Here is a 23,424-nt window from a genome sequence, read left to right on the forward strand (position 1 = left end):
AGACATGCGCTGTCCACTTGCAGCATTTACTGAAGCGGACAGCCCCGGCAATCGCCGGATCCATTAGCCCTTGATTGAGCCAATCATCATGCCTTTGACAAAATATCGCTGCAGGAATGGATATACAAACACAATCGGCAGTGTGGTTACAACCATCGTAGCCAGCTTGATCGACTGCGAGGTGACCGTCTTGGCCACACCGCCCGGAACCTGAGCCATCATCTGGTTGGAGCTTGACTGGGCAACAACCTTGTACAGATAGGTCTGTATCGGCTGCAAGTCGGCATTGTTGATATAAATGACACCGGTAAAGTAATCATTCCATTGATACACGCCGTGGAACAGCGCGATCGTCGCGACAACCGGCATCGATACCGGCAGCACAACCCGGAAGAAGATCGACCAGTCGTTGGCCCCGTCAATTCTCGCTGCTTCCTCAAGACCATCGGGAATATCCCGGAAGAAGGTCATGAAGATTATGAGATCGAAGAAGCTGAACATGGCCGGAATGATATATACCATAAAGCTGTCAAGCATATTCAAATCCCGAATCAGCAGGTAGGTCGGAATCAATCCGCCGCCAAAGAAGAGCGTGACCGTCCCCATCAAAATGTAAAACTTGCCAAAGATCAGCCCTCTGCGGGAGAAGGCGTACGCGACCATCGCGGTGAACAGCACGTGCACCACAACGCCGATTACCGTCTTGGCGACAGTCACTCCCATCGCCGTCATAATGCCGGAGCTCTGGAATACAGCCTCGAAGTTCTCCAGGCTGAACACCCGGGGCCACCAATAGATGCCCCCGCGCATCGCATCCTGCCCTTCGTTAAAGGCATTCACAAGCACGTACCAGATCGGATAGATGGTGATAAAGCACACAATCAGCATGCCGAAGTTGTTAAATAGGTCAAAAACCGCTTCGCCTTTTGTTTTTCGTTTAAACATACAAGGCACTCCCCTTCCCTAGAATAGCGATGTGTCGTTCAGCTTCTTGGTGACGCGATTCGCGATCAGGAGCAGAATGATGGCAATCACCGATTTAAACAATGCGACCGCCTGCGCGTAGGAGTATCGCCCGTTCTGAAGCCCTGTGTGATATACAAAAATGTCGATAACGTTGCTCGCGCTTTCATTGAGCGGATTGCGGAGCACGAGAATCTGATCGAAGTTGGAGTTAAGCACACCGCCAATGGCGAGAATGAACAGAATCGAGATCGTCGCCTTGATGCTCGGAAGTGTAATGTACCACATCTTCTGGAAGCGGCCAGCTCCATCAATCGTCGCTGCCTCATACATCTCCGGCGACACACTCGCAATGGCCGCCAGGTAGATGATCGCCGACCAGCCGAGCTCTTTCCATATATCCGAGGCGATGACAATGCCCCAGAAATATTGCGGTTCCGCCAGATACGTGATCGGCTCGTTAATCAGGTTCAGCGTCAGCAGCAATTTATTGATCACCCCGACGTCGGACAGCCAGGTGATCAGGATCCCCCCGAGAATAACCCAGGACAGGAAGTGCGGCAGATACGATATCGTTTGAATCGTTCGCTTGTAGCGTACCGATCGGACTTCGTTCAAGAAGAGCGCAAAGATGATCGGCAGCGGAAATCCAATGAACAACTTGAGCAAGCTGATGCCCAGTGTATTCTTCATGACCACCGCAAAATCATCGTTGGAGAAAAACTCCCTGAAGTGATCCAGGCCAACCCACGGGGCTTCGCTAATGGATTTGATGATATTGAATTCTTTGAAAGCGATGATAATCCCGTACATCGGAATATAGTTGAAGACGAACATCCAAGCGACACCAAGCAGCGCCATAATCTGCAGGTGGCGCTGACTGTACAGCTTCTTGAGCCACTGCTTTCTGGCCTGCCGCTTGTCCTCCGGACTTGGCCCCGGCTTGGCCGCCGGATCGATGCTGATGTCGGGTAAAGCCCCAGCTTGTGGTGTGTTCTGCATAATTCTAACCTCCAGGTGAGCACTGTCGAATGTAAACCCTTACAATGTTGATGTGTACTTTGATTTTATACTCCCTTCACCCTTTATGTAAGGTTTCAGATTTCGTATTAGGGATCGCTTTTTCGGGTTATAGGAATTTGGTCCATATGACCGCTCTCCTGGTGCTTGTCAAAAAGCATCGTATGCTGTCCGTTGCAGCTCACTTCGGCTCGGCCCTTGCACCAACAGCCATGTCATCAGGCCTAAATTCTTCATCTGCCGAACATCCGAACGCCGAAGCGCCGTGTGCAGGTCATAAACAAACAGACGAACAAACCCCGATCAGCAGCCAGGCGATCGGGGTTTCCTATATGCACACTATCCTTATATCGGGTTAAACCGGATTATCGCTTCCGCCGCACCATGCCCAAGTAGCAGAGAACCGCCCCCAGCTCACAGGCAGCAATCACGATGCCAAGCGGCAATGCCGTCGATTTCCCGCCCAAGCCGACGAGGGGAGCAGCCATACCGCCGATAATGAACGTTAACAGTCCGAGCAGCGCAGATGCGCTGCCGGCATTATGTCCGTGGTTGCGCAGCGCCAGTGCCATACCGGAAGTGCTGACAATGCCGGCGCTTGCTATGGCCAGGAACAGCGGCGGCAGCACCAGGTACAGCTCGCCTCCAACAGCCAGCGCACCAAGCAGCAGCACCCCGCCGATGGTGGCCAGCGTCACCCCGGCCGGGAACATCTTCGCTTCATCGACTCTGCCGGCAAGCCGTCCGGTCACTTGGGCAGCAGCAATAATGCCGAACGCGTTCAAGGCAAAAATCAAACTGAACATCTGCGGTGATACGCCATAAATATCCTGCAGCACGAATGGCGAGCCTGAAATATAGGCAAACATCCCCGCCATAATGAAGCCCTGGGTCAAGGCATAGCCCATAAACACCCGATCCTTCATCAGATTGCCAAACGTCTTGAGCGTCGCCTGGATTCCGCCCGTCGAGCGGCGTTCGGGAGACAGTGTCTCCTTCAGTCCGGCAATTACACATACGAGCATCAGAAGCCCATAAACGCCCAGCACGATGAATACGATCGGCCAATCCGCAAACAGCAGCACCTGCGCGCCGAGAATCGGAGCTAGTATCGGCGCTGCTCCATTGACAAGCATGAGCATGGAGAAGAATTTGGTCAGTTCCGTCCCTTCATACATATCCCTTGCCATCGCGCGTGAGAGGACAATTCCCGCAGCGCCCGCCAGTCCCTGAATAAACCGAAGCAGCAGGAACACCCAGATGCTGCTCGTGAACACACACAGCACCGATGTTACGGTGTAGACCATCAGTCCCACGAGCAAGGGGCCCCGTCTTCCCTTCACATCGCTCAAGGGGCCTGCGAGCAGTTGGCCCAGCGCAAGTCCCAGCATGCAGGCGGTCAAACTCATCTGAGCCAGTGAAACGGTCGTATTCAGATCGTCGGCCAGCTTGGGAAGGGCCGGCAAATACATATCCAGCGACAAAGGCCCGAACGCTGACAGGCTTCCGAGCAAGAAAACGATCCACAGCTTCCTCTGCTTGGGTGCAGGGAGAGCTTCTTTATTCGTGATGATTGTTGGTTCCATGTCTTCCCCTTTCATTCAGCGGATGAGTATTTTAACAGCTTAACCTTTCGGACACAGCTCTTGCTGTACGTTCATCTCCATAGGCATCTGTCATCTCCGGTCTTTCATGCCGGCTCCCATCAAAAAAAAGCGAGCTGTCATCAATATGACAACCCGCCCGCTATGACGCGCTCCTCCAGAGCTCCGAGGTCATCCGGAACTCTGGGATCAGCGCGATTTCGTTAACGTGATTTCGTAACGCGATGTCCGCTTGTAGTACGCATTGGCGGCTATGCTATTTACGCTCGATCTGAATCCCTTTTCCAAGGGATTTCTGTTGTTTGTTCGTGTTGACAAGCAAGGGCAGAGTTCTTGTTTCCTTGATCATGGGGGATTGGCACAGGTGACACACAGGCTCCACTTCAAACGCGAAGTCATCACGCATCCATCCTTTGCAATCATCCTGTGTGCATGACCAAACCTCCGTTAATTCCTCTGGAATACTTTCCATTGAATTTTTACGTGAATACATGAGCGCTCCTCCATTCCTTGTCTGGTTAAACAATCGTCCCCAGCGTTTTTTTTGCGGATGCAAATAAAAGAAAGACTGCTCTTAATGTCGCACATTAAGAGCAGCCCAACCTCATATCATTACAGCTTTACAACGTTCTCAGCTTGTGGTCCACGGTTGCCTTCAACAATGTTGAACTCAACGCGTTGGCCTTCGTCCAGCGTTTTGAAGCCGTCGCCTTGAATCGCGCTGAAGTGAACGAATACATCGTTACCGCCTTCAACCTCGATAAAACCGAAGCCTTTCTCTGCATTGAACCATTTAACAGTTCCTGTTTGCATGGGATATGTCCTCCTTTAAACTATATTTATATGACCTTTTTTCTTCACAGACGGAATAAAAAAATTCACATATTGCACAAGGTTACCGGAAATGACAACCCTCTACAATATGTGAATTCAGGTCGATTTCGATATTCCTATATTACCACAGTTTATGTCCGATAGCAAACACTCGGCACTTCATTTTCGATATTCTTTTTTTCGAAGCCGCCTCAAGGCCGCTTCCTATAACTAAGTATATACCGATTGTCCCAATTTTATGACAAGCAAGGAGGTTCATGGGAAGGAAAAATTCCAGAGCGCTTAACGCGCCTCCTCTTCCCGCAGCTCCGCAATCGTCTCGCTCCACCGCTTGAGCACTTCGGCAGGGTCATGGAGCCGGAAGGTGACCCCGCTCAGCACCTCGGCATACTTCGCCCGGTCCTCGCGCACATGGACAACGTCGGCTGCAAAACGCTGGCGTGGATGGCGTGCCCCCTCGACGTCAGGGAGCGCCTTGACCCGGAGCCGAATGGAGTGGACCGCACCATCATGAACGGTAACCAGCGTCGCCTGCCCGGTCCGCTTCATATTGCCGGCCGTCACCGTCCCCGGCCACAAAGCCAGACGAAGGCGGCCTCTATCCAGCGCAATGACCTCGCCCGCACTGATCATCGCCGTATGCGGCCATCCATCCTCCGTCACCGTGAGCAGCACCATCGCGGTATCTGACTTGGATTCCAGATCCCGGCCGTTCAGCCACTCGCACAGTCCTTGCGGCAGCTCCTTGTTCTCGCTCATTTCCTTCCACACTCCCTTCATCATGCAGTTATCCTTGCAGCGTGCTCGTGCTGCTTCCGTCCGGAACCGGCGTCTCGGGGACTGGTGCCCCTGATCCAGGTGCATTGTCCCTGCCGCGAGGACGGGTGTTGCCAGGCAGCCGGCCGAACAGCGCCCATGTCCATCTTCCCATATGGCTCATCCCATAGACAAGCAGAGCGGAGATGCCCACCGCACTAACCAATCCTCCTGCATACCAGCCAAGCTGAATCCAGGACTGCTCCGATACCGGAGGAAATTTGCGATAGACGAACAGGACGAGCGGATGAACAAGATAAACGCCAAACGAATAAACGCCAAGCCAGCGAAGCCCTTTGCCCCACCAGGTGCTGACATCTCGCAGCCAGAGCGCTGTCTGCACCATCACAAGCGCCGTAGCCAGCGTATGCACATTCCAGAACGCGTCAAACAGCAGCGGATGATACGCCATCTCATAGAGGCGTTCCCGATATCGAAGTACAACATGGGTTATGCCTGCAGCCAGCCAGGCCATCCACAGCGCCGCCCAGCCAAGCTGCCGGAGCCACGGCCGGGCCGCATCCCGGGTATCCTGCAGCCATATTTGAATACGATCAAAGTAAATGCCAAGCCAAGCCCCGAGAAAATAGTAGGACAGAAAAGACAAGGACCAGCTGTTCCGGTTCGTCACATCCCACCATGCGTCATTGGCTGTATAGAACAGCCACTGCAGCGCTATCCCGATCCATACGCTCCATGCTGCCGCCCACCGATAGCGTCTTAGCAACAGGAGAATAACTGGAAACAGAAGGTAGAACTGTATATTAATGAAGATAAAATACAAATGCGTGTAGGCTTTGCCCGTCAGCAGTTTAGGCCAGAAGTCTTGAAGCATCGCCGCAGCCTTCCACTCCAGCCCCCTGTCTGCCCAGGTCAATATAAAAAACAGCACCGAAAACAACACATACGGCACCAGGATATACATCAGCCGATTGCGGTAAAACCGGACAAAAACCTCCTTGTCCAGCGGACGGCGGAAGTAGTTGTAGAACAGCACAAAGCTGCTCAAAAAAATAAACGTTGTGGTTCCAACTTTGGAAAAAATGTTTAAAAAGTTATATAGCCCAAAAAAGCGGTCGCCCCGCATCTGGACCGTGGCAAAAGAAGTCGCATGAACCATCATAACCCCCATAATAGCCATGCCACGAACCATATCGAGTTCATGCAGTTTCGCTCGTTTCTCCATCCTTCTCCCCTACCTTCATGACATGTATTATACATCAAACCCCTAAACTCTTGCTAAATTTATCTGAAATTGGTATGGTACAGACAGGGTTAACCATATTTGTTTAATAAGGTTAACACCTCCATATTAATGAAGCTCACACATAGGTGACGCTAAACTAACATATTTTAGGAGGCGATTCTGACTGATTGAGTTTAAGCATGTCAACAAGTATTTTGGCAGTTTTCATGTACTGAAGGAGATCAACCTGACGATTCGCCAGGGAGAAGTGGTCGTCATTGTCGGCCCCTCAGGCTCCGGCAAAAGCACGCTGCTTCGCTGCATCAACCGGCTCGAGACGATAACCGACGGAGAACTGGTTGTCAATGGCGTCCCCCTCCACAACAAGAAGATCGACATCAATCGTTTCCGCCGGGAAATCGGAATGGTGTTCCAGCACTTCAATCTGTATCCTCACAAAAAAGTCATCGATAACATCATTCTCGCCCCTGTCAAAGTGCTTGGAATGTCCAATGCAGAGGCCAGGGAGAAAGCCATGACCTACCTGAACCGGGTCGGCATTGGCGACAAGGCCGACAGCTATCCTTCCCAGCTGTCCGGCGGACAGCAGCAGAGAGTGGCGATTGCCCGCGGATTAACGATGAACCCGAAAATTATGTTGTTTGACGAGCCGACCTCCGCCCTTGATCCGGAAATGATCGGCGAGGTGCTGGATGTGATGCGCTCACTGGCCCATCAAGGGATGACGATGGTGATTGTTACGCATGAAATGGGCTTTGCCAAGGAAGCGGCCGACCGCGTCATATTCATGGATGAGGGACGGATCGTCGAGGATGCCACATCCGAAGACTTCTTCAAACAACCGAAGGAAGAGAGAGCCCGCACGTTCCTAAGTCGTTTGCTTCATCATTAATCATCCTATTTCAAGGGGGACTTATACATGAAGAACGGATTTACAAGAACATTCAAGCAGAGTGTAGCTATGCTGTCACTCATCTTCATTCTCGTGCTTGCCGCATGCGGCAACAACGCTACGGGAGGCAACGCATCCGAAGGAGGAAGCTCCTCCGAAGCCGGCGGCGCAACGCTCGCGGCGATCAAGGAACGCGATAAGCTGATTGCCGGGGTGAAATATGATACCAAGCTATTCGGCCTCCAGGATCCGGCTACCGGCAATGTTGAGGGCTTCGATATCGACATTGCCAAAGCGCTGGCCAAAAAAATTCTGGGTGATGAAACGAAGATCGAGCTGCGGGAGGTCACTTCCAAGACGCGCATCCCGCTCCTGCAAAGCGGTGAGATCGACATCATCATCGCCACGATGACCATTACGGATGAACGCAAGCAGCAGGTGGATTTCAGCGATGTCTATTTTGAAGCGGGCCAATCCTTGCTCGTCAAGGTGGACAGTCCGATCACCGGACTGGAAAGTCTGAATAAAGATACGAAGGTGCTCGCTGTTAAAGGCTCGACTTCCGCGCAGAACATCCGAGAGAAAGCGCCGGATGCCCAGGTGCTGGAATTTGAGAATTATCAGGATGCCTTTACAGCCCTGCGAGCCGGTCAAGGGGATGCGCTCACGACCGATAACGCCATTCTGCTCGGCATGCAGCAGCAAGACCCGAACTATCATCTTGTTGGCGGCAATTTCACCGATGAACCGTACGGCATGGCGATTAAGAAAGGCGAGACCGAGTTCGTTAACGTCGTGAATGAGCTGCTGAGCGAGATGAAGGAAAGCGGCGAATACGACCGACTGTATGAGCAGTGGATGGGTGTAAAACCCGAATAAACGACGGGATGGTATCACCGAATACCGATATAACACCGCAAACTTAGAGCAACAGGAGGTGAATGTGATTGGTCATATGGGATTCCAGCGTGCTGTTTGACCATTGGGACCGCTACATGCAAGGATTCGGTCAGACCGTGCTGGCAAGCCTTCTTGCCCTGATCGGAAGTCTGATCATCGGCACGATCATCGCGATTTTACGCATTTCGCCCTATCGCTGGCTGAATGTGTTCGGAGCGGCCTATGTCGAGTTTTTACGGAATATTCCACTTTTGGTTGTCGTCTTTTTCTTCTTTCTCGGCTTGCCTTCTCTAGGCATTCCGCTGGACGGATTCTCTTCCGGCACGATCGGCCTGATGGTGTATACCTCCTCGTTCATTGCGGAAGCCATTCGGGCTGGCATCCAGGCCGTGCCCAAGGGACAGACCGAGGCTGCCCGCTCCTCCGGGCTGAGTTATGTGCAGAGCATGTGGCATGTCGTCCTGCCGCAAGCAGTTAAGGTAGTGCTGCCCGCAGTAGGCAACCAGATGATTAACCTGGTGAAGAACTCTGCCATTCTCGGCGTCGTAGCAGGGCTTGACCTCATGTACTATGCCGACCTGATCAGTTCGGACACGTTCCTGCCGATCCCGGTCTATACGTTTGTCGCTCTGTTCTATCTTGTACTTACCGTACCGCTTAGCATGGCGGTTCATTATATGGAACGCCGCTTTGCCCGCAGCAATGCATGAATCAAATAGTCCATTCATGAAATGACAACAGAGGAGGTGGGGCGAGTTGGATTTTGCCGGTGCTTATTCCTGGCCCAATCTGCGCTTTCTGCTGCAGGGCTTCTGGATGACGCTGCAGGTTGCCGGGCTTGCGATTGTGTTCAGCTTTATTCTCGGCGTGGTGCTGGGCACGATACGTTATGCCCGCATTCCTGTGCTGTCGCCAGTCATCGCTTTTATCGTAGATACCATCCGCAACCTGCCGCTTTTGCTAATCATCTTTTTTATCGGGATTGTTCTTCCACAAACAGGGCTACGGCTCCCCGTATTTTGGGCCGCCGTCGTTGGGCTTAGCATATTTGAAGGCGCAATGATTGCCGAAATCGTACGCAGTGGTCTCTCATCTGTGGACAAAGGCCATGTGGAAGCGGCCCGGGCTTCTGGGTTAAGTTATATGCAGACCCTCAGGCATATCATTCTGCCGCTGGGCCTGCGCCGCATGTCGCCGCCGATGGTCAGCCAGTTTATCGCCCTGATCAAAGACACATCGCTGGCAGTGATCATCTCACTTCCGGAGCTAATGCGGAACGTGCAAGTATTGAGCGGCTCAAGCTTCGCTTACGTCATTCCAGCACTTATCTTTGCCTCATTACTATATTTTACCGTCAATTACTCGCTGTCTCTGGTCGCGAAACGGCTTGAAGCCAGACAGACCTGATCAACGGAGCATCCTACTTACAATTGAATCAGTACCAACGAATCCCCTCCCGTCTCTCCCGAGCGCGAGAGGGGGTTTTTTATTATCCGCCCGATCTGTTAGAATAGCGCTAACGCGATCATAAAAAAAAGATAAACCTTCATCGCGGGTAATACGTATTAAGGAAGAACGCACAATCCAGAAAGACAGGAGGTCTATCATGTTGCGTAAATGGATGAATGGATTATGGGTCGCATGCATCGTTGCCGTCTTATCCGGCTGTAATGTCCTGGACACGGTCAACGAATCGCTTGATTATACCAATGAGGCCGGCACTTATATCAATGAAGCATCCCAATTTGCCCAGTCCTTGCCCGATTTAGCCCGACAAGCCGCAACCGATCCACAGGCGAAGGAGGCGCTCACGCAGGAGCTGGAACAGATGAAAAACCGCATCGCCGAGTTCAATGGGCTGGAAGCCCCTGCACTCGCCCAAAGTATCCATGAGCAGCTGACCAGCTTGAATGATACACTGTTAACAGATATTAACGGCTATATGGAACAGATTCAGAACGGCGTTACCGAGTTCCAGAATTCCGGAATCATGCAGACGATCGATAAAATCAATGAAACGATGAACTTGCTGGAAAACCTGCAGCCATAAACAGAGGAGGCGCAGCCGCCAGCTGGATGTGCTGGATATAACAAGAAGAGGCCCCGAACCAGCCTTATCAGCGGATCGGAGCCTCTTTTTCATTCGGGATATGTTATTCAGCTGCTCTACCTTAACTGCGCTTTGAAAGCATCGTTCAAGAAAGGATCCAGCTCTGTTGTAAAGGCTTCTCTCACCACATAGCGAGTGGCATCGTTGTTCGGGGTCAGAATCCAGTACGTCCCGCGGTGCGCATACCGATCATCCGGATCCATTGCGGCTACAAAATGCCAGTCCGGCCCAAAACGCCCGTCATACTCTGCGGTATACTCCGCGTTCAGATGGGTGCGGGCCAGCTCCTGGATCGGAAAAGACAGGACACTGCCGAACTTGCTCATCCACTGGGTGAATTCCAGCATATCCCCTGCACGGCCGCCTGCAAAGAATCCTTCCTCCCCTCCGCATGCAGCAAAAAAAGCCTCCTCATTCCCCTCCTGCGCAGCCTGGTAGATAAGCGCTACCGTCTGTACCGGAGTGAACAACGGGGTTTTATGCTTGGATGCAAGGAATTGTCGATCATCAATCAATTTCAGGATGCTTGCCTGAACCAGCTCTTCGATAGAAGCATTCCTTCCTAACTCATAGGCCCCCGGGTAAATGGTGCTCTGGTCCACAACCTTGGCTCCGTCCGGAAATATCGTCACAATCCACACGTGCCGATCCCCTTGGCTGAGCTCCTCCAGCACAATTTCAGCCTGACTGCCATAGGTGATATCGAGCAGCTCGCGGCTCTCTTCATCCAGCTCCTGCTTGCCCAGCAGCTTAAAGCGATCAGCATGCGGCTTCCGCTTGCGAGCTTCATCAAAAAGTGCCTGTGTCTTCGCCGGAGAATGGCGCATTTCCGGAATGTCCGCCAGCTTGAGATACGCGGGCTGATTCCCTGCCTCCAGCGCCTCATACATCTGAGCCACAACGTCCACCGCCTGCTCGCTCAGCTTCGCTTGGCTGCCACCGCCACGGCCTTCCCGCACCCCCGAGCCGCCTTCGGATACCCCAAGACTAACCGCTTCCGATCCTTCCTCTTCATTCGCCAGCGCTTGTGTATTAATCGTATCTATATGCGCTGAAGGCTGTTCAGTCTGAGCTGCCAATGAGGTTTCCTGTACAGATGCATTCTCCAAATTGCCGCAGGCAGCAATGATGAGCAGCAGAAGCAGGCCTGCAACTCTGGCCAGGCAATTTCCTCTTATATGACTGATCAATCCTTCCCCCTCCTTGACCGTTACGATAACCACTGCAGCACCGGACCAACTGTCCGATCCTGTCCTCTATAATCATCATCGTCATTCAAGGCGGGATTGTTTATGAATTTGATCGATTTACGAAGAAATTGCCCTTTACCAGCGTGCAGCACCCTCTTCAGAACGCCTGTTCATGATTTACAGTGGTCTTACAACCGTCATGACAGTGCTAAATTATTGAAATTGGTTATAGCTCACAAATTCCGCAACAGGCTTGCGATATCCGCGCGGACGCGCCTTGGTGCTATTCTCCTTGCCGATGGCAATGAGCATTGCCGGAACATAAGGGTCCGGAATCTTCAGTTCCTGACGCAGAGCTTCCGGGTCAAACCCGATCATCGGGCAGGTGTCCCAGCCCTTGTCTTTAGCTGCGAGCATGAACATCATCGCCGACAGGCTTGCATTCCGGATGGCCTCTTCCTGCATAAACGTCTCGCCCCGCTCTTCATAGAAGCTTTGGATGGAAGCCACCGTCATATCGTACTCCTGCTTGTCGATGACACCGAGGCTCATCAGACCCTCGTGAATTTTGCCTGCATCCCGGTAGGCCTCCCGATTCCCGAGCACCGCGATGACGGCCGATGCGCTTTGAATTTTATACTGCTTGAAAGCTGCTTCATACACCTTGCTCTTCACCGCGGCATCTTTGACCACGATGTAATGTGCATGCTGCAAATTAAACGCGGAGGGGGCATATTTTACAACTTGAAAGATTTCTTCAAGATCCCTGTCCGGAATGTCGACACCTTCGAGAAAAAGATTCGACGATCTGCGATTTTTAATTAATGTTGTGAATTCCAACCGTGAGCGCCCCTTTCCTTAGTTAAACATGACCGCATCCAGCGAATAAGCGCCGGCACCCGTTAAAGCAATCGCAACAGCCACCGCAATAATAAGCAAATTCATCTCATAACCGTTGGCCGATCCCCAGTAACCGTTGCTCCAGTGCACCTTCGCGATCGCTCCCAGCATCGGGATAATGATCAGAATCGAGCCCAGCACGGTCAGGAAACCGAGTGTGAACAGCAAGCCGCCGAGAAGTTCCATCAGTCCGACTACAACCGCCGCGGCAACGCCCGGCTTCAGGCCGAGCGACTCCATGAAGCCGCCAGTCCCCTTCGGGCCATACCCGCCAAACCAGCCAAACAGCTTTTGCGCGCCATGCGCCATAAACGACAAACCGACGACCAACCGAAGAATCAACAAACCAAGCTCCATCATCTATAACACTCCTTTAAATTAAATATATAATTTTGTATTTATCTCGAAATAAAGATATATTTTTAAAAAAATTGACACCCCGCATCTAACGCTTCTTCAACGTCCTGACTCCTTTCCGTCAATAACTAACTTTTATCTAGTTACTAATCTTTATTCAAAGATAAAGCAAGTTAGAACTGCTGTCAACCCTGTTATGTAAAAATAAAAAAAAGGCCACCCCAACAGATTCTGGCTAACCTGAAATACGAAAAAAGCCGTCTCTCGGGTTACTGTACCTAAGAGACGGCTTCTATGCTGTACCGCAGCTTTGTAGCTTTGTAGCTTTGTCGAATGACTGACGCTTCGCTCAGCCCTCGTATGTCCACCAGTTGCCTGACATCACCATCAGCGAGAACAGCTTGATGCTCTCTTCATAATACGCTTCCGTTGATGCATTGACGGTATAGCTCCACACCGAATTCAGCCAGGCCTGATGGCTGGAAGAGATCATGGCACTGACGCCAAACGGTGCATAGAACGCCCCGCTGTTGTAGGAAACAAGCGCTCCTCCGCTCAGCAGATAGCCTGCCCTCACATTAGCCGGATTGCCATTCGTCGTTGATTTAATGAACGTGTTCAACTGGTTCAGCTGCTGCAGTGCTCTTGTATCGCCAGTCATCAGATAATCGGTTGCAATCCGCCAAGGAACCCGGGCCGAATTGTAATAGTAGTTGCCGTCGTTTGGCCCCTCCAGGAATCCGGCCCCTGCCGGCTGGTAGCTCCCCCCTGAGCGCACGACGAAATCCGGAAGCAGTCCGGTATTCGGGCTGTAGCCGTTATATATTGATTGGATGATGCTGTACGTCTGATTGATCACATTGTCCCATCTCGCATCCCCTGTGGCCTGACGAAATGCCTTCATATGATTCAGCATAAAATCGGACGGTCGCGTCGCCGTATTGTAATTGCCGCTTGTTGCCCAGTCACCGAGACGCAGTGTCCACTGCGTTTGATTGACATCATGGCTCATGATCGCATTGATGATGTTGCGGGCTGCCTGCAAATAATTGATGGAGTCGTTGCTGCCCCACTGCTTGTCCGCCAGCAGCAGAGCATAGGCGATATCCATATCGCCATCCGTCGCCGAGTTCGCGCCTTCGATATTTTGGAAGTTGCTGTTCTGCTTCCACGCCATCAAATACGGGTTATTGTTGCTCGGATGTGCCCGATAGTAGCGATACAGCCCATCAAAATAAGTCTTCGCATTCGGGTCGTCCCCTGCCATCAATACGGTAAGGATCATCCCGTAGCCATGCGCCTCGGACACCGTTTCTCCGGCAGCATTATACTGTACGTAATATTGCCCGGTTCCCGCAGGCTTGAGGAAGGAATTTTTCCAGCTGTTCCACTTGCTTCTGACCGCATCATCCATCGCCGCCTGGGTGACATGATTCGGCTTGATCGAGCCGCTCGTATACGAAGTATGCTGCGGGAAAGGCTTGTTCGCTCCAAGCGCAAAGCCTGCCGGGGTGATCATGAGGACAACACAGAGCATCGAGACACATTTGTGAAACAATGACATTCGAACATTTCGCATTCATCATCGCTCCTTTGTTTTTTCGATTCGGATCCTTCAGGCGCATGCTTCGCCCCCTGCGGTAACGCCTGGTGTACGGGCAAGCCTCCTTTCGGAGCGACTAATTCTACGCAGGATATGGAAACCGCGCCTTGCTTTACACTGCCGCCTCAGCCTGGGCTCAGCGGGTCTGCTTGCCAATGCCGAGCACGGACTGCTGCATACTAGGAAGTAAAATCACGAGCGTTAGAAGGTGGCTGCCTAGGAGGAGACAACATGACTTTATGACAGATCTTCAGGTGCGGATGCGTGAATAAGGTGGGTTAGTCCAAGTATACGTGAGCTGTATATTTTTGTAAATCGTACTTTATGCACATAAATCCAGGCTTGCCAAAAAGGCTTCCCCGATCGGGAAAGCCTCTGTTCATGCCGTATATCCAAGTCGATGTCTTATCGCTGCACACGGTTAATTCCGGATATTCGCGATCACTTCGTTCAGGGCCGCGTGGTCAAGCCGACCGCCTTCATACATCAAGCATCAAGGCTTCGCGTACCGGAAGCTGCACGCGGTGCGACAGTGTCGGTGAGACAATGTCGGTGGACCAAGGCTGCCTCCTCTACTGCTTCGCGCCCTTCTCCCTGACCCGCTTGCCGTCCTTGCCGTACAGGTCACGCAAAATCTTCTTCCCTGTCGGCGTTTGCGCCAGCCCGCCCTTGGCTGTCTCGCGATGCTTGGAAGGCATAGCCGTCCCCACCTCCAGCATCACATCAATCACTTCATCGGAAGGGATGACGCTGCGGACGCCGGCCATCGCCATATCCGAGGCAGCCAGCGCCGTCACGGCGCCGAAGCCGTTGCGGACAATGCACGGAATTTCGACCAGACCGCCCACCGGATCACAGATCAGGCCGAGCGAGTTCTTCAGCGCCAAGCCGACCGCATGCACGGCCTGCTCCGGCGTGCCCCCTCTCAGCTCCGTGAGCGCCCCGGCCGCCATGCCGATCGCAGAGCCGACTTCGGCCTGACAGCCGCCCTCGGCGCCAGAGATGAAGGAATTGTTGGCGATGACATAACCGATCGCACCGGCGCTGAACAGCCCCATCACCATGTCGTCATCGTCCCAGCCATAGCGCTGCTGCGTGCTGACGAACACTCCCGGAATAATGCCGCAAGAGCCGGCTGTCGGCGTAGCTACGATGCGTCCCATTGAGGCGTTCACCTCGGAAACGGACAAGGCGTAAGCCAAAGCGGTGCAGGCTTCTTCACCCAGTGCCGGAACGCCGCTGGTCATGAACTCGTGAACACGGACGGCATCCCCGCCGGTCAGACCGCTGCGGGATGGAACCGGTTCATGAATTCCTCTATGCACCGCTTCCTTCATGATCGCATAGTAATCCTTCATCTGCTTGAACGTTTCCTCCCGGCTCTTCCCGGTCTCTCTCACCTGCTCGCGCAACATCAGCTCGCCGATCGTCACCTGATCTGCGCTGCACATTTCGATGATCTGCTGCAGTGTAGAAAACTTCATGACTGCCCCTCCTTCGATGTCAAATCGGCGAACACGACGCGGCGCACGCTCTCCAGGCCTTCAATATGCGCGATCAGACTCGCCGGCACGACCTCATCGGACTCGACCACCGTAATGGCATCTCCGCCGCGTCCCTTACGATCCACATCCATATAGGCGATATTGACGCCCCCGCCCTCCAGGATGCGGGCGATATGCGCAACCATGCCCGGCACATCATCATGGAATACAAGCAGCACCGGATAATTCATCGTGAATTTGACATCAAATCCGTTCACCCGAAGCATCTCCACACTGCCGCCGCCGATCGAGGCTCCCGCAATCGTATCTTCACGCTGCCCGTCCTTCAGCTTCAGCATCAAGGTGTTGGGATGGAATGCAACATTTTGAGCGGTTTTAAAGGTCAATTTCATCCCTGCCGCCTCCGCCAGCTCAATGGAGCTGCGAATTCGCATATCATCTGTATCATAATCCATCAATCCCCCGACCACCGCCAGATCGGTCCCGTGCCCTCTGTACGTCTCTGCGAACGAGCCATAGAATATAATTTCGGCTTCCTCCGGAAACGCTCCGAATATACGCCGGGCCGCTCTGCCGATTCGCACCGCTCCTGCGGTATGCGAACTGGATGGTCCCACCATGCTGGGTCCGATTATGGAAAAAACATCTTTAAACCGCATACGCGATTGTCCCCGCTTTCTTTCTGTATATGCCCTCATTGTATCAGTCCGTCACCGATTGTTCCAGATGACCGCGCGAATCATCTGCTCGTCCCGCTGTTCCAAGAAGAGCCTCTGTCATATCATATTAACATTGCCTGCTGCGTTGTGAATCGCCCGGTAACAAAACGGCTTGATCTCCCTACATAGCAGTCCTCAAGGCTACTCCAGAAACGAAAATTTAAAAATTTGCCGAGGCCTGCCCCGCGGTACCTTCTCAATGCCCGAAATCTCGACCAGATCATGATCTGACCACAGCTGCAGCAGCCGGTGCGCGCTGCGGACCGTAATGCCGAGCAGATGAGCCAGCTCGTGCACCTTGTATTCATATTTCCCGAACCGGGCGCGCTGATGCAGCAGCTTGCTTAGATAGGCACTGGCCATGCCAGCTTCCTCCGCCCGCTTGATGAATGAGGCATCCGTGAAGGACAGCGCGTCTCGTTCCGGCTCAGCCATCGCCAGCGGCCCGATCAGCGTGCGATCCTCCCGGATGATGAAGCAGGCGTTGCCGCCAGCCTCCTTCGACTTGCTAAGCGCGATTCGAGCGTTCGTGCCCGCGCTGCTCGCGGAATGGCCGAATCCGATGCCGATGCTCAGCGAAATGCCATAGGTCTTATTCACAGCCTTTGCCAGCGGAATTGCTTTATAGCCCCCGGTCTCCCGCCTGAAAACGCTGCGCGTGGTGAAGAACATATACTCGTCTCCTCCCAAGTGGCTCAGGCAGCCGTCCAGCGACTCCACATAATCCAGCATCATACGATGGATATCCAGTTTCAGCTTCTGCACCTCATGCTCGTTGTTGCGCTTCAAGGCCTGGGCAGCAAAATCGTCGATGCGGATCATGCCCACCACCATCTGCCCTTCCCTGCTGCGGCGCGAGACGGCGGACAGCATGGCCTGCTCCAGCGACATCTGAATATCCTGGTCCGAAGGGAGCACACGCTCATGCGGGATGCCGCGCTTGCTCAGCTCTCTGGCTACTGACTCAATGCCGGTTAACGCAACGGAGCATGCTCCCGAGTCATACCAGGCCTGATGGAAATCCGCGATGCGCTCACCCGGGGCACTAGTCCCGGGTTCCCGTTCAGGTCCAGCGTATATCACTGCCTGAACATTCGATAGATCCAGCGCCTGCATCACCTGCCTCACCACACCCTCCGGCATCGTGTCAACCGAGATGCCGCCGGTGAGCTTCCCCTGGCGCTCGGCAGCGAACAGCGCCCTGTAGAATCCGGCCTCGTTCACCGGGACGGGATACACAGGCAGCGGCAGCCATTCGCCTGTCGCCAGCTTGCGCTGAGCGAGCGGATCGGCGAGCAGCATAGCCTCCATTTCTCCTTGCATGCGATCCGTCAGCTCAGGAGCTTCCTGCTCCTCCGAAACAACGACCGGAACCGGAGCAAAGACGGGGAAGGAAGCTATCACCTTCATAATGCGATCAACAATGGTTGAGGTGCCATAAATGCCAATACGGATCTGATGAATAGGTAACTGATGATGTTCAATCATCCTCTCCACTCCCCTTCATTCTCTTATCCGCAAGCGTGTCTGCCCACCCCCTGAGGCAGGAACGGATACCTAAAATCATACTCGCTCCCGCCATTTTCGCAACGTCACCAGCTTTGTCAGTTTTTTTCATTGCTGTATTCAGACAAAAAACGCCGCCCTCCCTCAAACAGGAACAGGCGGCGCTGAAATGCGTTGCTGAAATCATGTTATTGAAATCCCAGGAATTAAGCTTCCTCATGCTGGACGAATTGGGCGATGTTCTTGCTATGGTCCCCAATCCGCTCCAGATTGCTCAAGATATCCAGATACACCGCCCCTGAATTGCCAGAACAGAGATTCTGGTTCAAGCGTTGAATATGACTTTTGCGGAATCGAACCTCCAGCTCATCCAGCTCAAGCTCGTAGGATAATACCTCTTCCGCAGCCTTCAGGTCGTTGTGCTCCAGCGCGTAGAGCGCCCGCTCCACCGCCTTGTCGGCCAGGCTGAGCATTTCCTTCAGCTCGCGCTCGGCTTCGCTCGAAAATTCCACTTTATTGTTGATGCTGAATTCCGACAGCTCAACGACATTTTCCGCATGGTCGCCGATGCGTTCAATATCATTGACGAGCTGGAACCATCCGGTTGCCTTCTCCGACTCGGCTTCGGACAGGCCGCTCTGATGGATTTTCACCATATAGTCCGTAATCTTGCGGTTCAGTTCGTTGATCAGCTCTTCCTTCTGCAAGGCTAGCTCGCCCACCTTCGGGTCTCTCTCGAAGAAGAAGTCTGACGCGTCATTCAACGCTTCGCGAGCATATTGACCCATCCGCAGAATCTCATGCTGGGCTTGTCCGAGCGCCACGTTAGGCGTTGCCAGCAGCCGATCATCCAGATACTTGGGTTTGAACTCAAGCTCATACATATTCCCTGGAATCACCTTCGTCACAATCCACGCCAGCACAGGAATGAGCGGCAGGAAGATCAGGGTATTCAAGGAATTGAAAATGCCGTGCGCATAAGCAATCTGCATCCGGATATTCACGCCCTCGCCGATCCACATTATCAGGGAATGGACCGGATGCAGCAGCAGCGTGAAGATCACGGCTCCAATGACGTTGAATATGACGTGTACAAGAGCCGTGCGTTTCGCAGCAACTGTAGCCCCGATTGAAGCAAGTACAGCTGTGATGGTGGTACCAATATTGTCCCCGAACAGAATCGGCAGCGCTCCGATCAGACTCACCATGCCTTCATCCGCAATCGTCTGCAGAATACCGATGGTGGCACTCGAGCTTTGCACAATCGCCGTGAACACAGTACCCACGAGCAGCCCCAGCGCCGGCTGGTCCGCCAGATTAATCATGAAATCGGTAAAGGCAGGCAGTTCCCGCAGCGGCTTCATCCCGTCGCTCATGGTAGACAGACCCAGGAACAGCGTCCCGAATCCGAATATAATCTGTCCGATGTATTGATAGGTTTTCTTGTTTAAAAAGAATAAAAAGAATCCCCCCAACGCGATGATAGGCAGCGCATATTCCTCAATCTTGATCCCTACAATGAATGCGGTCATGGTTGTACCGATGTTGGCCCCCATAACCACGCCAATAGCTTGTCTAAGTGTCATCAGCCCGGCATTCACCAATCCGATGGCCATGACCGTCGTTCCGCTGGAGGACTGGATCAGAATCGTGACCCCGATGCCGACCAATACGCCAAGAACCGGATTTGACGTATATTTTGCAAGTAACCCCCGCATTTTGTCACCAGCTGATTTTTGCAGCCCGTCCGACATGTACTTGATGCCGAACAGAAAGATACCCAGACCCCCAATAAACTTAAACAATATATCCTGCCAATCCAAGCGAGAATCCTCCTTCTAGTGTGCGCCTAATATATTGGTTTAACCGAAATAACTGTGACCGGCGGAACTTCCGGCAGGCCTCTCCGTCCGATCTGTAAAAAACCCTCTAATAATTTATCATAATATGTTACTTAGAAACAGCTATTTAAATTAATACATATTCAATCTTTAGCTGGAAATGATAGACAACCTCTATGTTCAGGTGTAAAAAGCTCCCCTTCAGCCCGGGGTTAAGCCGCGTTAACCTCCATAGCCAAGGAGAGCATCGAACGAGTATATTAATGAAGCTTTTATTGGATTAATCGAATCTTCATGTCGGAGAAGTGGGTAACAGTACGCTAAGATCGCATGCTCCGTCTGGAATATATTGAATAGAGGCTAACTTCCTGGGTGCCGCCATGCTTTGTGACATTTCAGTGTCTATTATTCGTTCGCAGGATAGAGGCTATTCAACCTCGACAATAATTTCCACCTCGACCGGTGTATCGAACGGCAGTTCATTGGTCCCGATGGCCGAACGCGCGTGGCGGCCCTTATCGCCAAAAACGTCAATCAACAGATCGGAGGCGCCATTCAACACATAAGGCTGATCTTTAAACCCTTCGGCGCTTTGGATGAAGCCAAGCATTTTCACCACTTTGGTGACCCGGTTCAGATCCCCGAGATGCGCCTGCAGTGATGACAAAATGTTGATGACACAACGGCGCGCCGCTTCCTGCCCCTGTTCAATCGTGAGATCTGATCCCAGCTTGCCCGTTAGAATCAGTTCCCCGTTCTTGCGGCAATCATGGCCGGATGTATACAGCAGATTTCCCGTCTGGGTTACCGGAACGTATGAGAATTTGGGCGTGCCGACCTCTTCAAGTTCAATGTTCAATGCCTTTAATCTGTCCTGAATTGTCATTTTATATTTCTCCTCCTGATCAAAAGTCGATTATTGCAGTATGCCGATCGCCAGATTCCCGTAAATTCTCGCTGCCTGAACGATCTCGATTACCGGAACATATTCATCTTTCACATGAGCTTGCAGCAGCGACCCGGGCCCGAAAATAACCGTCGGGATCCCCAGATCCCCGCTTAGAAACGGAGCTTCGCAGAAAGCTTCGAATACGCCCACTACCGGGGTACTGCCACGCACAACCTGGACCGCATCGGCAAGTCCAAGCACCAGTGGATGATCCTCCTCGATTAAGGTGGCAGGGAGGAACAAATAATCCTCGATTTCGTAATCAAAATCGCTGCCTCCCGCCGCAGCGGTCAAAGCATCGTTCAACTGTTTCAGCACACGCTCCCGCGTCTCTCCTGGAATCAAGCGGCGATCAATTTCGATCTCACAGCTTTGCGGAATAATATTCGGAGCTGTGCCTCCCTTGATCTGGGTCACATTCAGCGCCGGGCTGCCCAGAATGGGATGAGATTGCGTTTGAAGATGGCTTCGAAGCGGCTGCAGCCCCGCGATCAGGGCGGCCATTTTCGGAATGGCGTTGTCCGGAGACTTCACCTTCCCCGCGTGAGCCGCCGCGCCAGAGGTGCGGACCCGGTACCGCCCAATCCCCTTATGCGCTATGCAGATGTCAAGCTCTGTCGGCTCGCCGATGACCGCGTAATCTGCGTGTATCGGGTGTTCCACGAAATGACGCATTCCAAGGTTAACCCTCTCCTCATCGGCATTAAAGAACAGGATCAGTTCGCCGGCGAACGGATTGCCCGACCGCTGCAGGCAAATAGCAGCATACAGCATCGCCGCTACCCCTGACTTCATATCCGCGGCCCCTCTGCCGATCAGAAAGCCATCCTTTATCGTCGCTGCAAATGGGTCTACACTCCAATCCTCTCCGGCTGGGACCACATCAAGATGCCCGTTCAGCAGCAGCCTCGGACCCGGCCGCTGTCCCGTCAGAACTGCCGTCAGATTCGCCCGTCCTGGCGCGGGCCACTGAAGCTCGGCCTGTATGCCCTCTCGCGCAAGCAGCTCCTTTATGTATCGTGCCGCCACTTCCTCATGCCCTGGGGGATTTACACTTTGGCATCGGATAAGACCGGAGGTAATGTCAAGCAGCTCCTGCTCGTCAAACACGTCCTCCCAAGAACGTTTCATTGTCAGACCACTCCTTTCCCATGTGTAGTTAGCCGTTAGCTGCTCTTGCCCCTGACTGCTCTTGCCCCCGCTCTCTTGCCCTGCTCTCTTGCGTCTAGCTACTCTTGCCCCTCGCATCGATCTTGATGCTAAGCACGACCTCGCCGTCCCGAACGCCCAGCACCTCATCGCACAAATTCGGAATCACGCAGGCATGATTGGGGATAATCGTCAGCTGCTGGCCAATCCGAACCGAAAGTTCAGGCGGATAACGCAGAAAGCCGTGCTCCTCGTTCAGCTTGAAAATCTCGATCTCCGGATGCTCGACAATATATCCGTAGCCCTTGGAGAAGGGCATTGTGTCTGTTGTCAGCGTCTTCGATCCAGCATCGATGATCGCTCTGCCGGGAGCCGGAGTGCTGACCACCGTGGTCACGACCCGCAACGCGCAATCTTCAACGCCGACCATGCCCATCGACAGCTGGCCCACATCGTGGAACAGATAGTTCCCGGCACGGACCTCCGTCACGCCGTCCAGGTCCTGGGCAAACTTCGAAGAGAGCGATGAGCCGCCGCTAACCACCGGCAGGGTCATGCCGTTTGCGCGGATCATATCGGCCGACTGCTGCAGCAGACACGCTTCCTGCTTCGCCATCTCCCGGATATCTTCTCGGGATTGTTCGGCATAGATTTGCCCCGCATACGACAGCACCCCGACAACCTCAATCCCCGGCAGATCACAAATTTGCAAGGCAAATTCGGCCGTATCCTGCCCCGGCTGACGCCCGCAGCGGCCAATCCCCCCATCCACCTCGATGTATAGCGGAATTGTGCGCTGCAGACGCTCGCCAACTTGCGATACCGAGACGGCCGCTTCCAGGCTATCAGCTACACATGTAACCTGGGTATGCTGCGCCAGGCGAAATAGCCGCTCCTGCTTGTCCGCTCCGATAATCGGAAAAGCGATGAGAATATCATCGATGCCAGCCTCGGCCATCACTTCAGCTTCGCCAAGCTTGGCGCATGTAATTCCCGCACACCCGGCCTCAAGCTGCTTGCGCGCAAAATAAACCGACTTGTGAGACTTGATATGCGGACGATGGCGGATACCGGCACTCCTAACAACGTCGGCCATTCTCCTGATATTGCGTTCGGCAATATCCAGATCAACAACGACAGCGGGCGTAGATACGTTCATCTGTTCACGATCCTTTCCGGAAGCATTCCAACCAAGAACCTGCTCCACCGCAATCCGGCCTTTTATTGGCATCCGTTCTTTCTACAAGAAAAATAATTAGATAATAAAAATATTTTTTAGATTAATCAAATTATGAAGGGTGCCCGATCAATTTGTCAATCATAAATCGAGGGGTGACAGGGGGATGTTAGGCCCCTGCT

Annotated in this window: 23 protein-coding genes; 5 read left to right on the top strand and 18 right to left on the bottom strand. The window is 53.0% G+C overall.

The window, feature by feature from the left end; genetic code table 11:
* Positions 1-63: 63 nt before the first annotated feature.
* The 7 genes from MKX64_RS07715 to MKX64_RS07745 form a co-directional block, all read right to left on the bottom strand.
* On the bottom strand, positions 64-945 hold the full coding sequence (locus MKX64_RS07715) for a carbohydrate ABC transporter permease (RefSeq protein WP_095264535.1): 882 nt from the start codon (positions 943-945) through the stop codon (positions 64-66).
* An 18-nt stretch (positions 946-963) separates the two neighbouring features.
* Positions 964-1,965, bottom strand: coding sequence for an ABC transporter permease (locus MKX64_RS07720; RefSeq protein WP_095264534.1), 1,002 nt, complete (start codon positions 1,963-1,965; stop codon positions 964-966).
* Positions 1,966-2,348: 383 nt separating this feature from the next.
* Positions 2,349-3,569 (bottom strand): multidrug effflux MFS transporter, encoded by a 1,221-nt coding sequence (locus tag MKX64_RS07725; protein ID WP_095399226.1) that lies wholly within the window; start codon positions 3,567-3,569, stop codon positions 2,349-2,351.
* Positions 3,570-3,843: 274 nt separating this feature from the next.
* Entirely contained in the window at positions 3,844-4,080 is a 237-nt protein-coding gene (locus MKX64_RS07730) for a cold-shock protein (protein ID WP_095264532.1), read from the bottom strand.
* Between the two features lie 119 nt (positions 4,081-4,199).
* Positions 4,200-4,400, bottom strand: a complete 201-nt coding sequence (gene cspD, locus MKX64_RS07735; RefSeq protein ID WP_006207896.1) for a cold-shock protein CspD — start codon at positions 4,398-4,400, stop codon at positions 4,200-4,202.
* Between the two features lie 303 nt (positions 4,401-4,703).
* Positions 4,704-5,180, bottom strand: coding sequence for a pyridoxamine 5'-phosphate oxidase family protein (locus tag MKX64_RS07740; protein WP_095264531.1), 477 nt, complete (start codon positions 5,178-5,180; stop codon positions 4,704-4,706).
* Between the two features lie 28 nt (positions 5,181-5,208).
* Positions 5,209-6,423, bottom strand: coding sequence for an acyltransferase (locus MKX64_RS07745; protein WP_095264530.1), 1,215 nt, complete (start codon positions 6,421-6,423; stop codon positions 5,209-5,211).
* Positions 6,424-6,607: 184 nt separating this feature from the next.
* On the opposite strand from MKX64_RS07745, the gene MKX64_RS07750 reads away from it, so the two are divergent.
* From MKX64_RS07750 to MKX64_RS07770, 5 genes are all read left to right on the top strand, one after another.
* Positions 6,608-7,336 carry an amino acid ABC transporter ATP-binding protein gene (locus tag MKX64_RS07750; RefSeq protein WP_095264529.1) on the top strand — a complete coding sequence of 243 codons (729 nt, stop codon included), beginning with the start codon at positions 6,608-6,610 and terminating at the stop codon, positions 7,334-7,336.
* A 27-nt stretch (positions 7,337-7,363) separates the two neighbouring features.
* Positions 7,364-8,215: an ABC transporter substrate-binding protein gene (locus tag MKX64_RS07755; protein WP_095264528.1), complete on the top strand. Its 852-nt coding sequence runs from the start codon at positions 7,364-7,366 to the stop codon at positions 8,213-8,215.
* 116 nt (positions 8,216-8,331) lie between these two features.
* Positions 8,332-8,946, top strand: coding sequence for an amino acid ABC transporter permease (locus MKX64_RS07760; RefSeq protein WP_425320434.1), 615 nt, complete (start codon positions 8,332-8,334; stop codon positions 8,944-8,946).
* Positions 8,947-8,992: 46 nt separating this feature from the next.
* On the top strand, positions 8,993-9,643 hold the full coding sequence (locus MKX64_RS07765) for an amino acid ABC transporter permease (RefSeq protein ID WP_341035618.1): 651 nt from the start codon (positions 8,993-8,995) through the stop codon (positions 9,641-9,643).
* 199 nt (positions 9,644-9,842) lie between these two features.
* Positions 9,843-10,286 (top strand): DUF6376 family protein, encoded by a 444-nt coding sequence (locus tag MKX64_RS07770; protein ID WP_095264525.1) that lies wholly within the window; start codon positions 9,843-9,845, stop codon positions 10,284-10,286.
* 116 nt (positions 10,287-10,402) lie between these two features.
* Here MKX64_RS07770 and MKX64_RS07775 read toward each other — a convergent pair whose 3' ends face one another.
* The 11 genes from MKX64_RS07775 to MKX64_RS07825 form a co-directional block, all read right to left on the bottom strand.
* Complete coding sequence (locus MKX64_RS07775) at positions 10,403-11,536, bottom strand: hypothetical protein (protein WP_341035619.1); 1,134 nt, start codon at positions 11,534-11,536, stop codon at positions 10,403-10,405.
* A 213-nt stretch (positions 11,537-11,749) separates the two neighbouring features.
* On the bottom strand, positions 11,750-12,376 hold the full coding sequence (locus MKX64_RS07780) for a nitroreductase family protein (protein WP_095399224.1): 627 nt from the start codon (positions 12,374-12,376) through the stop codon (positions 11,750-11,752).
* 18 nt (positions 12,377-12,394) lie between these two features.
* A complete protein-coding gene (locus tag MKX64_RS07785; RefSeq protein WP_095399223.1) occupies positions 12,395-12,796 on the bottom strand; it encodes a DoxX family protein in 402 nt (133 codons plus the stop codon).
* A 346-nt stretch (positions 12,797-13,142) separates the two neighbouring features.
* Entirely contained in the window at positions 13,143-14,372 is a 1,230-nt protein-coding gene (locus tag MKX64_RS07790) for a glycosyl hydrolase family 8 (RefSeq protein ID WP_095264522.1), read from the bottom strand.
* Positions 14,373-14,968: 596 nt separating this feature from the next.
* Entirely contained in the window at positions 14,969-15,880 is a 912-nt protein-coding gene (gene sdaAA, locus MKX64_RS07795) for an L-serine ammonia-lyase, iron-sulfur-dependent, subunit alpha (RefSeq protein WP_095264521.1), read from the bottom strand.
* Complete coding sequence (gene sdaAB / locus MKX64_RS07800; protein ID WP_341035620.1) at positions 15,877-16,560, bottom strand: L-serine ammonia-lyase, iron-sulfur-dependent subunit beta; 684 nt, start codon at positions 16,558-16,560, stop codon at positions 15,877-15,879. Before sdaAB ends, sdaAA begins: the two co-directional genes overlap by 4 nt.
* A 201-nt stretch (positions 16,561-16,761) precedes the next feature.
* Positions 16,762-18,108 (bottom strand): hypothetical protein, encoded by a 1,347-nt coding sequence (locus tag MKX64_RS07805; RefSeq protein ID WP_095399221.1) that lies wholly within the window; start codon positions 18,106-18,108, stop codon positions 16,762-16,764.
* A gap of 224 nt (positions 18,109-18,332) precedes the next feature.
* Positions 18,333-19,949 carry a Na/Pi cotransporter family protein gene (locus tag MKX64_RS07810; RefSeq protein WP_095399220.1) on the bottom strand — a complete coding sequence of 539 codons (1,617 nt, stop codon included), beginning with the start codon at positions 19,947-19,949 and terminating at the stop codon, positions 18,333-18,335.
* Between the two features lie 445 nt (positions 19,950-20,394).
* Positions 20,395-20,853 (bottom strand): RidA family protein, encoded by a 459-nt coding sequence (locus MKX64_RS07815; protein WP_095264517.1) that lies wholly within the window; start codon positions 20,851-20,853, stop codon positions 20,395-20,397.
* 30 nt (positions 20,854-20,883) lie between these two features.
* Positions 20,884-22,047 carry a M20 family metallopeptidase gene (locus MKX64_RS07820; RefSeq protein ID WP_341035621.1) on the bottom strand — a complete coding sequence of 388 codons (1,164 nt, stop codon included), beginning with the start codon at positions 22,045-22,047 and terminating at the stop codon, positions 20,884-20,886.
* A gap of 94 nt (positions 22,048-22,141) precedes the next feature.
* Entirely contained in the window at positions 22,142-23,296 is a 1,155-nt protein-coding gene (locus MKX64_RS07825; RefSeq protein ID WP_341035622.1) for an alanine racemase, read from the bottom strand.
* Positions 23,297-23,424 lie beyond the last annotated feature (128 nt).

Origin of the sequence: Paenibacillus sp. FSL M8-0334, assembly GCF_038000405.1 — a bacterium.
GTDB lineage: Bacteria > Bacillota > Bacilli > Paenibacillales > Paenibacillaceae > Paenibacillus_AQ > Paenibacillus_AQ campinasensis.